Origin of the sequence: Acinetobacter sp. Root1280 (assembly GCF_001425285.1) — a bacterium.
Lineage (GTDB): Bacteria > Pseudomonadota > Gammaproteobacteria > Pseudomonadales > Moraxellaceae > Acinetobacter > Acinetobacter guillouiae.
In genome coordinates, this window is sequence record NZ_LMED01000001.1 from 242,956 (window position 1) to 258,059 (window position 15,104).

A 15,104-nucleotide genomic window follows, 5' to 3' on the forward strand; every position below is an offset into this window, starting at 1 on the left:
CGTTGACTTTACTAGGTATATCATGACCGAATCTTTTGCAGCCCTCTTTGAAGAAAGCGAATCAACTCTCAATATCGACAAAGGTGCCGTTATTAAAGGTATCGTTGTTAGCATCGACTCTGACTGGGTTACTGTTGACACTGGCCTTAAATCTGAAGGTGTTGTTGCACGTTCAGAATTCTTAAACGAACAACGTGAACTTGAAGTTCAAGTTGGCGATGAAGTTGATGTTGTTGTTGAAGCGCTTGACAACGGTATGGGTCAAACAGTTTTATCACGTGAAAAAGCGAAACGTGCTGAAACTTGGACTAAACTTGAAAAAATCTTTGAAGACGGCGAAATCGTTACTGGTGTTATTTCTGGTAAGGTTAAAGGCGGTTTCACTGTTGACATCGGTCCAGTTCGTGCATTCTTACCAGGTTCATTGGTAGATACTCGCCCTATTCGTGATACAACTCACCTTGAAGGCAAAGAGTTAGAATTCAAAGTAATCAAACTTGATGCTAAACGTAACAACGTTGTTGTATCTCGTCGTGCTGTAATGGAAGCTGAATCTTCAGCTGACCGTGAAGCGCTTCTTTCTCAATTGGAAGAAGGCCAAACAGTTACTGGTACGATCAAAAATCTTACTGATTACGGTGCATTCGTTGACCTTGGCGGTATTGATGGTCTTCTACATATCACAGATATGGCTTGGAAACGCATCAAACACCCTTCAGAAGTTGTTGAAGTGGGTCAAGAAGTTACTGTTAAAGTACTTAAGTTTGACAAAGAACGTAATCGTGTATCTTTAGGTCTTAAGCAATTAGGCGAAGATCCATGGTTAGCGATCATGAACCGTTATCCTAAAGGTTCTATCGTTAAAGCACGTGTTACAAACTTAACTGACTACGGTTGTTTCGCTGAAATCGCTGAAGGCGTTGAAGGCTTAGTACACGTTTCAGAAATGGATCACACAAACAAAAACATCCACCCATCTAAAGTTGTTCAGATTGGTGATGAAGTTGATGTTATGGTTCTTGAAGTTGATGAAGAACGTCGTCGTATTTCATTGGGTATCAAGCAAACTCGTGCGAACCCATGGGAAGAGTTCTCTAAGTCACACGACAAAGGTGAAAAAGTTTCTGGTACGATCAAGTCTATCACTGACTTCGGTATCTTCATCGGTTTACCTGGCGGTATCGATGGTCTAGTTCACTTGTCTGATATTTCTTGGAACGAACAAGGCGAAGACGCTATTCGTCGTTACAAGAAAGGTGATACAGTTGAAGCAGTTATCTTATCTGTAGATGCTGAAGGTAACCGTATCAGTCTTGGTATCAAGCAAATGAACAGCGATCCGTTCAATGACTTCTTAGCTGCTAACGAACGCGGTGCGTTGGTTAAAGGTACAGTAACTGCTGTTGATGCTAAAGGCGCAACAATTAAGTTAGCTGACGAAGTTGAAGCTTCTTTGAAAGCGTCTGAAATCAACCGCGATCGCGTTGAAGATGCAACTAAATTCTTAGAAGTTGGTCAAGAAGTTGAAGCTAAAATCATCAATGTAGATCGTAAATCACGTTCTATTAACTTGTCGATTAAAGCGAAAGACGAAGCTGAAGAGAAAGAAGCTGTAGCAAACTTGAAAACAACTACAACTGCGCCTGCAGGTCAAGACAATGGTCCTAAGACTATTGGTGATTTGATCAAAGCACAGATGAACCACTAAGTGATTGTTAAGAAGTATTATTTAATGTAATTAATTAATATTTTTTATTCAAATAGTGTAAAAGGTAGCGTAGTATATGATTACTGCGCTACCTTTTTGTATTTAAAAAGGATATTATCTGGTGTATATCAATTAGCATTAAAATTAATGAGGTCTTAAATGACAACTGAAGCACTTAATAAGTCTGACTTAATAGAAAGAATTGCTCTTAAAAATCCGCATTTAGCAGAGCCATTAGTCGAAGAAGCAGTTAAGATTATGATCGATCAAATGATTGCATCGTTATCTTCAGATGACCGTATTGAAATTCGTGGGTTTGGTAGTTTCGCTTTACATCACCGTGAGCCACGTGTGGGTCGTAATCCTAAAACAGGTAAATCAGTAGAAGTTGCAGCAAAAGCTGTACCTCACTTTAAACCTGGTAAAGCACTCCGTGATGCAGTAAACGAATCTGCTAATTAATAAAATTCGAATGAGGTGAGTATGCGCTATTTCTTAGTTGCATTACTACTGGTAGTCTTTGGTTATGCTTTAGCATTAGTCTTGCAGAATCCAGCTGAACTACCTGTAGATTTATTGTTTACTCAAGTACCAGCAATGCGTTTAGGGTTATTGCTACTATTAACTCTGGTACTCGGGATTGTTCTTGGATTGTTGCTTGGTGTACAGGTTTTCCGTGTATTCCAAAATGCATGGGAAGTTAAGCGTCTTCGTAAAGATATTGATCATCTCCGAAAAGAACAAATACAGACAGCACAATTGGCTGCTGCTGAAGCTGCCGCAAGTGCTCGTCATGAAAAGACGGTATTAGATATTCAACCAGAAAATAAGAATATCAATCCGCTTTAATCATTATGATAAAAAAAGCGCTTTACCATCACTGTAAAGCGCTTTTTTATTTGTACTGATTGTTGATTGTGTCAATTATTCAACACCAGAAACTTTGTTCAATATTATCAAACAAATAAAAGAACATAAGTTCGCTTTTTTTAATCATATACAATATTCAAATAAGCTTGAGATCTCACTAGACCTGGTGTCACTGTATTTGTTGTTCTTACGTAATTGGCTTTAATTACATGTTGAATCAACTGAGAAGTGCTTAAATTGCCAAAGGTCCACTTGTTGGTACTCTTTGATTGGTTTGGATCTAGACTAATTATCGCATTGTTTTTATCACGTAAACGAATCCCTACGCCTGTCGCATAACCAGCACCAACTTGATTTTCTAATATATTTGTCGCATTGGATTGATTTAAGGCATCAGTGGTATAAGCCTTTATTTCGCGACCTGCACCATCATTTAAATTTGCACAATTAATACTGAGGGTTGCTGTATTACTTGAGCTTAATGCAGTTTCATTTCCGACTAAACCCAAGTTTCGTACACTGACGTCAGGTAACGCAATAGTGTAGCTACTTTGACTTAGTGAGCATGTGGATTCAGATATATTCACTGCTGCATTTAAATATACGGGAATTTGTATATTTGCAGGAATAAGAACATTATCACTAACACGTCTTAAACTGATGGTTGCTATTCGTAGATTCGAAACATTGATCGTTGTGGGGTATGAGGTCATTGTTGATGTTCTAGGTAAAACATATAATGTCACTCTCATTTTTACCCCATGTGAATCACCACTATAACTATAAATTGCTAATTCAGTGGTATTTAGCGTTTTTAATGCGCCACTTGCAGGCGCATCGCCCATTTCAACTTTAATTCCTAAAGCTGGATAAGCATTTAAACGCGAAATATTCGCATCATAAGGAGTCACATTGGCAGCAAAAACATTCCCAAAAATGGTTCTATTCACACCAACAGTACATCCAGTGTAAACACGAAAAATATCAAAATTTGCTGAAGCAACTTCTCGCGAATACACATTAGACTGTACCGATGTTCCTTCATATTTATTGATATTCATGGTATTAGCATTCATCGTCGGCATGCTATAACCGCCAGTGAAATTGCTGCCTACATTACAATCTGCAAATACTGCAAAACTTGCAGGGAGTGTAGATAACATAAATAACAATTTATATTTCAGCATAAAATTACTCCGTGCTTATTTGCAATTTAGGCTAAAGCTTGCAAAAGGGATTTGATTTTTACTTTGCTCCAATATTTCTTTTGAAATATTGAATTGACAAGAATCAGTATTACTCCAAGAGACGCTATAGCGTCCAGGATTTATATTTTGCATAAAAATTTGCTGACCTTGTCCTACTGTAGTCACTGCATTACCCAAAGTATCTTTCACTTGAGCACCCATTGGAATGAGCGCCTCATTTGCGTGTTTAAGTTCAATTAAGGCTTTTGTGGTTTTTAATGCTTTAAAATCAACCAGAATACTTGCGTTTGATTTAGGTACAACTTGTAATTGGGTTGCATCAACATCGGTATTTAATGGAATTGTATTTGGGTTTAAGTTGATACTATTGTATTGGTAAGGATTTAGATAGGGAATAATCGCATTGCCCCAGCGATCAATTTTAATATTATTTCCATTGGAAAGGCTGGTTCCCTCTAAACCTTTGGCATGAATAATTGCAAAAGTATCATTTAAATCATTGGCTAAAGTAATACCGTGTTGATGTGCAACAATTGCACCTTGTGCTTGTAAAGAGTATTGACGTTGTTGGTCAAAGTCAGTTGCATAAGTCGATGCTAAATAAACCGGATTGGTTCGATAACTTAAAGAACTGCTGAAGAGATCTTTATCTTTACTATTTGAATAATTGAAGTTATAGCCAAACTGTTGATTTTCACCTAAATTTCCAAATATGCCGATTTGATTGGTATTGAGCGCATTATTATCTGGATAGACTTCACTACTTAGGCGTAAATTACTATTTTTCTTTTTAAACGACAGGGGAATATTCACATTGACAAAGTATTGGGTGTCTTTATCTAATTTGTATTGATCATTTTGAGTATGTTGCATACCCACATAGTAACTGATGCCTTTATAACTATTGCTATAACTAATTTGGTAAAATTTTTGTGTATTGACTTGATGCCAAAATTTATATTGCGAAAAATTGGCTGAAATAGCACCAAACTGATGACCTAAGTTTTGGCTCAGTTGAATATAGTTTGATGACTTGGGACGACCATTAAGCACCAGCGCAGAACTGTTGTTTTGGATATAGCGATTTTGCATGGCTTCATCAAAGGAATAATATTGATCGTTTCCATAAACAGTACTGTTTAAACTAATATTTGTTTTTGCACCGTTTAGTGCAAGGTTATAGCGGAGTGTAACTAAAGAACTGTCTAAATTTTGGTTGGATTGGTTAATATCTGCTTTAACATAATTGCTTTCTAGGGCAATACCACCGAGCTTGGTATTTAAAGCGGTTCCAAGAATATAAGATTGATAGTGATCACTGATCAGTGCTGAGCTGCTCACTGAGATAAAATCATTTAATCCATAATCAAAAGATGCATTAATTAACTTCTCATCATAGGATTTGCTATTTTGACGAAAAGTACCTGCTGCAATTTGATAACGATACTGTTGTGCGCGAATAGATTGAATAAAATTATTATAAGGCAAATCAAAACTGCGGATTTCACCATTTGCTTCAATAATATCTACATTTAATGTGCCACCCGTCCCAGGTGTTTGGAGATCTGTAATGTTAAATGCACCGGCAGGAACAGTGCGTTCCATAATAATTTGTTGATTTTGGCGTACCCGTATTAAAGCATTACTTTTTGCATAACCTGAAATTGTAGGTGCATAACTTTGCAATGAAATCGGAAGCATTCTGTCATCGCTAGCAAGTTGTACCCCACGAATGGCAATGCTCGAATTACTATTGATAGTTTTTATATTGGTATAGAAATCACCAAGGCTAAGCTGAGTTTTAAAACTAGGCAGTACTCGCATAAGCTTGTTTTCATAGCTGGTATATTGGCCTGAATGATTGCTGTCTCCCATACTGGTACTACCAGAATGACGGAATTGCCAATCATCAATATTGATACCAGAGTTAATATTGAGAAAACTAGAGTCTTGTTTGTTATCCTGACCATAATCTGAATTATAGTAATTGTAGTAATATTTGAGAAAAGCACTATTTCCACCAGTTTCCCAAAGTGATGGATCTATATAGCCAAATGGTCGCTCATTTAACATCGATTGAGGGCTTGAAACATCCACGCGTTGTTCCGCTATATTCAGTTTCCAGAATACGACATGATTCATTAAGCGTGTATCGATACAGTCATCACTCACTTTATCTAAATCAATAAGTTTATGATTGAAATCAAGCTGTTTAACGGTATTACGTGGAATACAATAGCGTTGCTTTTCAGGAGATTCAGGATCATCTGAAATATGCACAATAGAGCGGGTGATATAACGATCATTCAAGTAAATATCGAGAATATAATCATTTGGCGCGACTTTATCGCTTGAAACAAATTTTTCAAGATCAATTGTTTTAGAGTTTTGGCCGTATAAAAAACTGTTATCGAATTGTGGTGCTTGCGCTATAACATTTTGATTACATAGATATAGACTTAGCGCCAAAACACTATACCTAACTGTGAAATGTTTCAAGCACAATTCTCCCAATAATTTAGATTAAAACTGTTTCTCTATTGTCGATAAACTGCCGTAGTCATTGATTAAATAAAGCTGGACGGACTTGGCGTCTGATAAATTTTCGACCTCAATTTGTTGTTTTGAAAATGGTTCTATAAAGCTTAGATTTTTAATTTCGCTTGGCGCACCATTTTTTAAAACCAGATTCGATTTACCAAAATTTAAGTAATAAGGTGTCGGATTATTGATTTGTAATTGGTTATTTACACGCTGTACTTCAACTTTTTGAAACGCTTGTTGCTGTTCCATTTTGATGCCAGTTGGTCGGTAAAACAGTTTTAAGCGGTTACGAATCGCAAATTGTAAGTAATTTGCTTCAGCTGTTGGCTTGGCTGGGATATCAAGTACGTTGAGCCAAAACAATGTTTCTCGATCAGTAGCAAGTTTTTGTTTTTGATTGAAAATGACACGTAAAGATTGACCTTTAGCAGCTTCAATCGTGGTTATTGGAGGGGTAACAATAAATGGGGCTTGGGTTGTGGTTGGATCTGCAATAATGTCTTTACTATCCACCCATGATTGTACTAATGCAATTTGATCACCTACATTGGTTAATTGCACAGATACAAATTCTTTATCACTTGGGTAAATTACACGGGTACCTGTAATCACAATACCAGCATGAGCGGATGTGATCAAAGTACTGAGCATTAACAAGCTAGAAATAAAAAATGGTTTTTTCATCGAAAGACCCTTGGGGAGAGGCAAGTCTGGTTAAGGTGTAGAAATTAACGCAGACTTGTTTGAAGACTTACAGATCCAAATTTTTAATTATGGATATACAACATAGTAAGTTGCAGTCGTGCTTACATCACCAGCAGTCGTTGCACCTGTTGCATAGTAACGTGCATAAAAATCAAGATTTGCAGAACCGTTTGCAGTTGCAACATTTGAAGTCACAATGTTTTGGCCTGTACGATCTTTAGTAAGGTCAATCACTGCTTTTGCAGAGTTCAATAATTGAATATTTACATTTGTTGCACCGCCAGTCGTTACGATATTGTTTAAACGGCCTGCAGTATTAATATTTGCATTGGTGTTGTCATAATAAACACCCACATTACCTACAGGGCATGCTGTTAAATTAATGGTAAATTTAGTGTCGCCATTTGTTGTAGCCGCTGTCGCTAAAGTTGATTTACCTACAGTTGGTAAAACAACAGTATAGTTACCAGCAGTACCACCAACTGTACAAGTTTGATCAACGATTTTACCTGTAACTGTTACTGTACCATCAGCAGCTGCAAAAACTGTTGAAGATGCTAAACCTAAGCCAATGATCGCTAAACCCAATTGAATTTTTTTCATAGAATTTCTCTCAATACTGCGTTGATTTGCCCTTTACTGGTACTTTCCTAATAAAGGGGAAGTGTTTAGGAGCTAAACAATAAGGGCTACTATAAATTTTTCCTAAATAAAAACAACGAAAAAAAGAGACAAATATCACATTATTTGTATCTTATAAGCACAATATTATGTTATTTGTTTTAGATTTGTTTTTTATTATTTAAATACAAGAGTATATTTATAATTAACATGTTTATTTAATTTAGCGCGAATTTGTTTTTGTTTACCAAAAAGTGACAAAAAATGTCACTTTTTGTGAATAACGTCATATTATAGCAAATTATTTTGATCTGCTTATATTAAGCGCGAGTATGTTTTTAAGATTTTCTAAAATAATTTATTATCATTATTAATTAGATATTGGATTTTATTTTAATATACTGGACTGTAATTGATTATTTTTATCAATAATTTTTATTAGATTGAATTTAATGGATTTTTTAGTATTTATTTAGCTTCTTTGTAAATTGTTTTTAAATGCATAGATCAACATAAAATCGCGCTCATCTTAGAATGATCTCAACAGGAGAAGAAGCTTTGAATACCACTATGATTCACTTGGTATGATCACTTTTTGATTTATTAAAGAGAATTATTGTTTAGTTGTTCTGTAGTGTTTGTTTAGTTATAAAGAATATATTTAGAAATAAAGCAAATAGATTTATTAAAAATAAAACTCTAGTGTAAACATGAATGCATGCAATCAATAAATTAAATAAAAATATAATTTTTATTTAATTTAATATTCATTTAAGCTTTTACTGGTTTTTAATTACTTGAAAAAGAATTTATCTGCTGTAAGGATTAAAATATAGAGAAGGCAGTGTTTTGAGAAATGTTTTATTTTTGGAGTGAGTGAAGTGCTTCACAATGATCAATATAAAATGAATTTTAAGCGCTTTATGTTTGATTAAGTATTCATAAAAAATAAGCATAGAGATTAAAACATTATCTTCGATCAATAATTAAGCACACGTAGTCACTTACATTATGCTGTTAAAAAAGCGCTTTGATTGTTGCAAAACGCTTTTTTAAGCTTTAACAATTCTATTGGGCTAACCAGAAAAACTCTGTAAAGCGGAATATTGTGGTGACCAGCATTGCTATTACAATCGTCGTAATAAGTGAGTGATTTTTCCAAATCAGAAATAAGCCCACCAATACCCCCATGATTTTGCCTAAGTCTGCCAAATCCGTACCTTCAAAAAAAGTACTGAGAATCGCAATAGAAAACAGTAAAGTTGTTGCGGCATCATTAAAGAGTTGCTCATGTTGTTTGCCGATTGTGAAATATTGGTTGAGTGAAAGTCCTGCATATCGGATCAGATAAGTACCCATCGCCAGCAGCATGATCCCGATCAAAATGATAAATTGCTGATGCATGTTATTTTCTTCCTACAAACAAGCCAAATAATGACATAAGTATCGGAATCCCTAAGGGTAGAAATGGAAAAGTAGCGAGGCTGATGACTGCACCAGTCATTGCCGATTTTCGAGCAGATTTTCTTTTTAATGCTTTAAAGGTAAGTGCAAACAATACGACAGGAAAAATCGTATCGATACCCAGTAATTTTGCATAAGCTAAATGACTTCCCAGTACATAACCGCTTAAAACGCCTATGGGCCAAGCAAATAAAATTCCGACTCCGCACAGCCAATAAGCACTCAGTTTTAGCTCATTTGAAGATTGGCTTAAACCAAATAAAACACTTTCATCATTCATAATATGTGTAGCAAAATATTTTAATTTATTTTTTTTTATAAAATGGGTAATTGCTAAACCAAAAGGCAGATGTCGTAAATTAATCAGCAATCCGACAATAGCAGCTGTAATTGGACTGCTTCCAGCAGCAATCATGCCAATGAAAGTAAACTCGGCAGCACCAGCCAAGACACAGATTGAAAGCAGTAAAGGTATCCAGATCGGCAGTTGATAATTGACTGCAAGCGTACCTAATGAAATCCCGATCAGTGCGGTTGCGATACAGAGAATCACGATTGATTTTATCAGGGGCTTGGGTAAATTTTTTATTTCTTTATACTTCATTTAGATGAGCCTTGCTTGGGGTAATAAGATCGTTCGATAAAATGAACGATCATTTGTTATAATAGTTTGATTATTATTGTTCGTCAAACCGAACGATCGTCATTTTTGGAAGAATAATGTCTATACCAATTGAAATCATTGCAAATAATCTGCAAAAAGAAAGAAAAAGTGCTGCATTATCTTTGGGAGAAGTTGCTCGACGTGCAGGCATTGCGAAGTCCACACTTTCGCAACTTGAATCTGGGCAGGGTAATCCGAGTCTCGAAACTTTATGGGCACTTTGCGTGGCTTTAAATATTCCTTTTGCCAAACTTATGGAAGCACAAGCTCAAGCCACACAAGTGATTCGTTATGGCGAAGGTGCTTCAGTTGTTTCTGAAATATCAAATTATCAGGCTGTTTTGTTGGCGACATGCCCACCCAATGCACGACGAGATGTGTATATGCTTACAACTCAACCGGGTGAGCCGCGTTGCAGTAAACCGCATCCTATTGGCAGTGTGGAGCATATTATTATCATGCAGGGCTCTGCCAAAGTGGGTTTATTAGACAGTGCTGAGTTGCTTCAAGCAGGGGACTATATTTCCTATCCAGCAGATCAAGCGCATATTTTTGAGGCACTAGAACAAGACACGCGTGCAATTTTGATCTCAGAACAGAGATAAATCATGAGCAAGATGTAAGAATAGTTGATTGTTTTGTGATGAAGTCGATTTTCTGGCTTTGTACATGGCGTGAATCACTTTATAATGAGCGCAAATTTATGTGATGGAACTGAGATTCGTGAGTATTATTGTTGCCTTAGATGCAAAAAGCCAATATGACGCCCTAGCAATTGCTGATCAGCTTGACCCATCACTATGTCGTTTAAAAGTCGGTAAAGAACTATTTACCCATGAAGGCCCTCTGGTTGTGAAAGCACTACATGATAAGGGCTTTGAAGTATTCCTCGATTTAAAATTTCATGATATTCCTAACACAACTGCGCAGGCAGTTTGTGCTGCGGCCGATTTGGGCGTATGGATGGTCAATGTCCATGCCTCAGGTGGGCGTAAAATGATGGAAACTTGTGTAGAACGCTTAAAAGCAGGTAACTATAAAACCCAATTGATTGCGGTTACTGTACTTACTTCAATGGAACGTGAAGACTTGCGTGAAATTGGTTTAGACATTGAGCCATTTGAACAAGTGAAACGTCTGGCTAAATTGACTCAACAGAGTGGTTTGGATGGCGTGGTATGCTCGGCTCAGGAAGCCAAGATGTTACGTCAGGAGTTAGGTGCTGAATTTGCTTTGGTAACACCAGGGATTCGTCCAGCTGGTGCAAATGCGGATGATCAAAAGCGTATTGTAACGCCTAAGCAAGCCATGCTTGATGGTTCTACTCATTTAGTGATTGGTCGTCCAATTACTCAATCAGAACATCCAAGTAAAACCCTGCAAGATATTTTAGCGACCCTATAAAAAATAAACCCTCTTGGTCAGTTGATCAAGAGGGTGATTTCTTTGATTTATATAATAAAAATTGATGTATATACACTGTAGTGTACCTGCGCTACTAGATCTTTTCTTCAATAGTTTAAATAATCTTTTATATTCCAATGACTTTATTGAACAGTATCACTATCTCATCAGATAGGGCACGATATTCTGCGCTTAATTTTAAAGTGCAGCCAGAACACTTACCGCAATTGGCGCCAATACCGACAGAACAAAACCACTGACCATAGCATGTGGAATATAATCATTGCCGCAAGCTTGTTTCACCATAGGTAAGGTGACGTCCATTGCGGTTGCACCAGCAGAAGAAATTGCTGAACGTGGATAACGCCATCCAATCATATACATAAATAAAATGGCAAAAATCTCCCTAAATAAATCGTTCATTAACGCAATACTTCCCAGATGGGCATTCTTTAATTCAGTCACCACAATCCCTGTCATCGAATAGAAGCCGTAACCTTGCGATAGCATGATTAAATCTTTCATACTGATATCTTGAATCAAGAAAAATGCCGCAACAGCACCCAATAGTGAGCCAATCACGCAGGCAATCGGTACCAGCATAATTTTCCAGTTTAGCCAAGAACGATCCAGTGGCGAGTAAGCCAGATCCAAGCCGATCAGTAACATGTAAACTAAAAGTAAATTCCATGTGCTGACATGTAGAGGAACATGAAAAAGGTGGGCTAACTCTGCTAAGCCATAACCTACAGCCAGTGCAATAAATGCATAGCTGATGTTGAGTAATGAACCCATCAATAATTCAGCAGAAACTTTACCTTGTGATGGTTTATAGCCAATCGCTGTAAATACCAGATAACAACAAAAAAATGCACCCAATGATGTGGTGAATGCAATAGTGATTGAACTGGTGAGAATCTGTGCAGGGCTGGCAATGTTATGAATTGTTTGAGAAAACTCCATCGCAATTGCAATTAAAAGAATATAGGTAAAATAAGGCAGTATTTTAAAAGCTATTTTTTCAATGGATTGTGGAATTCTGCGGGCTAAAATAAACCCTAAACATAAACAAAATAAAAGTTGGAAAATAAGCCAAAGTGATTGCATGAAAAAATAGATAGGCAATGGATACCTATCTATTATAGTCGAAGCGCAGAAAAGCGGTTGAAAATTTATAGAAGAATATCAACCAAGTTTATGCAGCTTTTGACTTTTGTTTTGCGCTTTGCTCACGGCCTAATAAGCGGAAATCTGCTGGGTTTACTTTGCGAGTGCTGAGCCAAAATTTCCAGGTATAGGTTGGCCATAATGCAAAGTTTTTACCGCCATCTTGTTGGTACCAACTGACACAGCCAGATTGCCATACCGTACCTTCAAGCTGTTTTTGTACATTTTCATTAAATTGATCTTGTACTTCAGCTTTTACCGTCACTGCTTGCGTCTGTGTTTTTGCAACCATTTGAATCAATTGCAAAATATAATTCACTTGAGATTCAATCATGAAAATTACAGAGTTATGGCCCAGTACGGTATTCGGACCAAGCAATTGAAATAGATTAGGAAAACCTTTAGTACTGATCCCATAAAAACTTTCTGCACCATCTTTCCATGCCGATTTTAATTCAACACCGTGTTCACCATAGCAATCAAATGATTTTAAATAGATCCGTGGGTCTGTAATAAAACCAGTACCATAAATTAAACAATCAATTTGACGTTCTTTGCCATCCTTAGTGATGATGCTATTTTCTGTAATTTCCTGAATTCCATCGGTGATTAATTCAACATTTTTACGATTAAATGTTGGAAAGTATTTGTTGGAAATCAGGATGCGTTTACAGCCCATAATATAGTCAGGGGTCAGTTTTTTGGCGATTTCTTTGTCTTTGACTTGGAATTTTATATAAGCTTCAGCAAGTTTCTGACCATATTTCATGATTTGTGGTTTTACAATGGGGACGACACGTGATTCATTTGACCAGTACAAACGAGCACGGTGTAATTTTCTAAACCATTCAAAGCGACTAAATAATTTTTTATCAAGTGCATTATACGCACGTTCATCACGAGGAATCACCCAAGCAGGGGTTCTTTGAAATACATAAAGATTTTGAACTTTTGCAGCAATTTCGGGAATATATTGAATTGCACTACCCCCAGTACCAATGGATGCTACATTTTTTTGATTTAAATTATAGTCATGCTTCCAGTGTGATGAATGGAAAACTTCACCTTTGAATTTTTCAATCCCTTTAATTTTAGGAATCTGTGGTACATGCAATGGCCCTGATGCAAAAATAACAAATTGAGCTTCAATTTTTTGTCCACTTTTTAGTGTTAAATGCCAATTGAAATTGTGCTCATCATAACGTGTTGACACCACTTCTTGATTAAATTGGATGTATTTCTTTAAATTGAATTGCTGAATTAAATCTTGAATATAGTCAAAAATCTCAGGCGCTTCGGCATAACGTTTTGACCAATCTGTTTTTGGTGCAAAGGAAAGCGAGTACATATGTGATTGAACATCACAAGCTGCGCCTGGGTACTGGTTCTCACGCCATGTACCACCAACATCATCTGCTTTTTCTAAAATGATAAAATCATGAATATTGGCTTGCAATAGGCGGATTGCCATGGCTAAACCACCAAATCCAGATCCAATAATTGCAACTTGCGTTGATTGGGGTTTTGCTTCAGTCGTAGGGGGCTGTACTCATTTTTGTTCGCTCTGACTTTTCCAGTTTTGCATAGAATATCGGAAATGCAGCGCTTGAAATATGATTGCACTGACACAAAAATTGATATATTCGGCAATTTGCAAAAAACCATCTTTGTAGTACAAAGTTTGGGTAGAAATCAAATGATGATCCAATGAAACGCTCGATTCTCGGTTTAATGTATTTAATTCATGGTATGCGTAATGCTGGAATCGATGTAGATTCACGACTTGCTAGTATTGGGATCAAAGCAGATGCACTTGATCCCAGTTCAATCATTCATCCCAGCTTAGAGTGGGATATACAAAAAGTGATTGGGCAGGGTGTGCAGCCAGAAACAGGTTTGTTTATCGGTCAACATTATTCTTTGGCGGGTTATGGTCCCTTACTCATGCTCTTGGTGACATGTAGTAATGTTGGTGATGCGATTCAAAATGGTGTGCATTATCAGGGTTTAACCTATTTATACGGTGTCTTAGGGCTTGAGAAAGGCGATCATCAAGTCGCATTAACCTACAAGCCTGTAGACTTAGAAACAGAAATGGGTTTGTTGAGAGCGCAATGTGAAATCTCTGGAACTTATAAATTTCTGGATGATATTTATAAAATGATGGGACTTACAGCGCCCAGCGTGAGAATCGAGTTACCCTTTCAGCAGCCTCAGGATTTAAGTGTATTAAAGCAATATCATGATTATTATGGTTCAGATTTACATTTTAATTGTGAAAAAGCCGCTTTTTGGATCAATGAAGATGTGATGCAACTGCCGATTCCATCCGCAGATCCGATTACACATCGGGTTTACGAAGCCAAGTGTATTGCTGAAATTGAGCGATTAAATGCCGAAGAACAGAAAATTGCGCCGTTGATTCAACGGGTAAATGATTATTTGGAATTACAGCAAGGGATTATTCCGTCGATGGCTGAAGTTGCACAGGCGTTGAATGTGCCTGAAAGAACCTTGCGCCACCAGTTGCAGCAATTAAATACCAGTTATAAACAAATTCGGGAACAGTTGATTAAACACAAAGCTTTACGATTGATTGAATATAAGGAATATTCAATTGAGGTGATTGCGGAATTACTCGGCTACTCAGAACCCGCTGCATTTAATCATGCTTTTAAACGTTGGTTTGGGCAAAGCCCGCGTCAATATGGTAAATAAACAGGTAGTGCTGATATGAGATATAGAGTTA

14 protein-coding genes are annotated in these 15,104 nt (G+C 36.8%); 6 read left to right on the forward strand and 8 right to left on the reverse strand.

From position 1 onward, the window contains the following. Positions 1-22: 22 nt before the first annotated feature. The 3 genes from rpsA (at position 23) to ASC84_RS01170 (ending at position 2,557) form a co-directional block, all read left to right on the forward strand. The gene (gene rpsA, locus ASC84_RS01160; protein ID WP_016539437.1) at positions 23-1,708 is read left to right on the forward strand and encodes a 30S ribosomal protein S1; all 1,686 of its coding nucleotides are present in this window, start codon (positions 23-25) and stop codon (positions 1,706-1,708) included. Positions 1,709-1,867: 159 nt separating this feature from the next. Beyond that, positions 1,868-2,170 (forward strand): integration host factor subunit beta, encoded by a 303-nt coding sequence (locus tag ASC84_RS01165; RefSeq protein WP_004720793.1) that lies wholly within the window; start codon positions 1,868-1,870, stop codon positions 2,168-2,170. Positions 2,171-2,191: 21 nt separating this feature from the next. Then, positions 2,192-2,557 carry a lipopolysaccharide assembly protein LapA domain-containing protein gene (locus ASC84_RS01170; protein ID WP_004720791.1) on the forward strand — a complete coding sequence of 122 codons (366 nt, stop codon included), beginning with the start codon at positions 2,192-2,194 and terminating at the stop codon, positions 2,555-2,557. A 140-nt stretch (positions 2,558-2,697) separates the two neighbouring features. Here the strand turns inward: ASC84_RS01170 and ASC84_RS01175 are convergent, their stop codons facing one another. The 6 genes from ASC84_RS01175 to ASC84_RS01200 all read right to left on the reverse strand — a co-directional run bounded on the left by ASC84_RS01175 (position 2,698) and on the right by ASC84_RS01200 (position 9,724). Beyond that, positions 2,698-3,765, reverse strand: coding sequence for a fimbrial protein (locus ASC84_RS01175; protein WP_056510870.1), 1,068 nt, complete (start codon positions 3,763-3,765; stop codon positions 2,698-2,700). 15 nt (positions 3,766-3,780) lie between these two features. Continuing rightward, positions 3,781-6,285, reverse strand: a complete 2,505-nt coding sequence (locus ASC84_RS01180) for a fimbria/pilus outer membrane usher protein (protein WP_056510873.1) — start codon at positions 6,283-6,285, stop codon at positions 3,781-3,783. Between the two features lie 24 nt (positions 6,286-6,309). After that, complete coding sequence (locus ASC84_RS01185) at positions 6,310-7,014, reverse strand: molecular chaperone (RefSeq protein WP_056510876.1); 705 nt, start codon at positions 7,012-7,014, stop codon at positions 6,310-6,312. Between the two features lie 87 nt (positions 7,015-7,101). After that, positions 7,102-7,638, reverse strand: coding sequence for a fimbrial protein (locus tag ASC84_RS01190; RefSeq protein WP_056510879.1), 537 nt, complete (start codon positions 7,636-7,638; stop codon positions 7,102-7,104). Positions 7,639-8,724: 1,086 nt separating this feature from the next. Continuing rightward, entirely contained in the window at positions 8,725-9,060 is a 336-nt protein-coding gene (locus ASC84_RS01195) for an AzlD domain-containing protein (protein WP_056510883.1), read from the reverse strand. Position 9,061: 1 nt separating this feature from the next. Then, the gene (locus ASC84_RS01200; RefSeq protein ID WP_004720778.1) at positions 9,062-9,724 is read right to left on the reverse strand and encodes an AzlC family ABC transporter permease; all 663 of its coding nucleotides are present in this window, start codon (positions 9,722-9,724) and stop codon (positions 9,062-9,064) included. A 116-nt stretch (positions 9,725-9,840) separates the two neighbouring features. On the opposite strand from ASC84_RS01200, the gene ASC84_RS01205 reads away from it, so the two are divergent. Together ASC84_RS01205 and pyrF are read left to right on the forward strand one after the other, a co-directional pair. Continuing rightward, positions 9,841-10,389 carry a helix-turn-helix domain-containing protein gene (locus ASC84_RS01205; RefSeq protein ID WP_004720777.1) on the forward strand — a complete coding sequence of 183 codons (549 nt, stop codon included), beginning with the start codon at positions 9,841-9,843 and terminating at the stop codon, positions 10,387-10,389. A gap of 103 nt (positions 10,390-10,492) precedes the next feature. Next, complete coding sequence (pyrF, locus tag ASC84_RS01210) at positions 10,493-11,188, forward strand: orotidine-5'-phosphate decarboxylase (protein ID WP_171252519.1); 696 nt, start codon at positions 10,493-10,495, stop codon at positions 11,186-11,188. Between the two features lie 198 nt (positions 11,189-11,386). Here pyrF and ASC84_RS01215 read toward each other — a convergent pair whose 3' ends face one another. Together ASC84_RS01215 and ASC84_RS01220 are read right to left on the reverse strand one after the other, a co-directional pair. After that, a complete protein-coding gene (locus tag ASC84_RS01215; RefSeq protein ID WP_004720775.1) occupies positions 11,387-12,295 on the reverse strand; it encodes a lysine exporter LysO family protein in 909 nt (302 codons plus the stop codon). Between the two features lie 88 nt (positions 12,296-12,383). Further along, on the reverse strand, positions 12,384-13,856 hold the full coding sequence (locus ASC84_RS01220; protein ID WP_056510886.1) for an NAD(P)/FAD-dependent oxidoreductase: 1,473 nt from the start codon (positions 13,854-13,856) through the stop codon (positions 12,384-12,386). Positions 13,857-14,062: 206 nt separating this feature from the next. Here ASC84_RS01220 and ASC84_RS01225 point away from each other — a divergent pair, with 206 nt between their 5' ends. Next, a complete protein-coding gene (locus ASC84_RS01225) occupies positions 14,063-15,073 on the forward strand; it encodes an AraC family transcriptional regulator (RefSeq protein WP_004720772.1) in 1,011 nt (336 codons plus the stop codon). Positions 15,074-15,104: the final 31 nt, after the last annotated feature.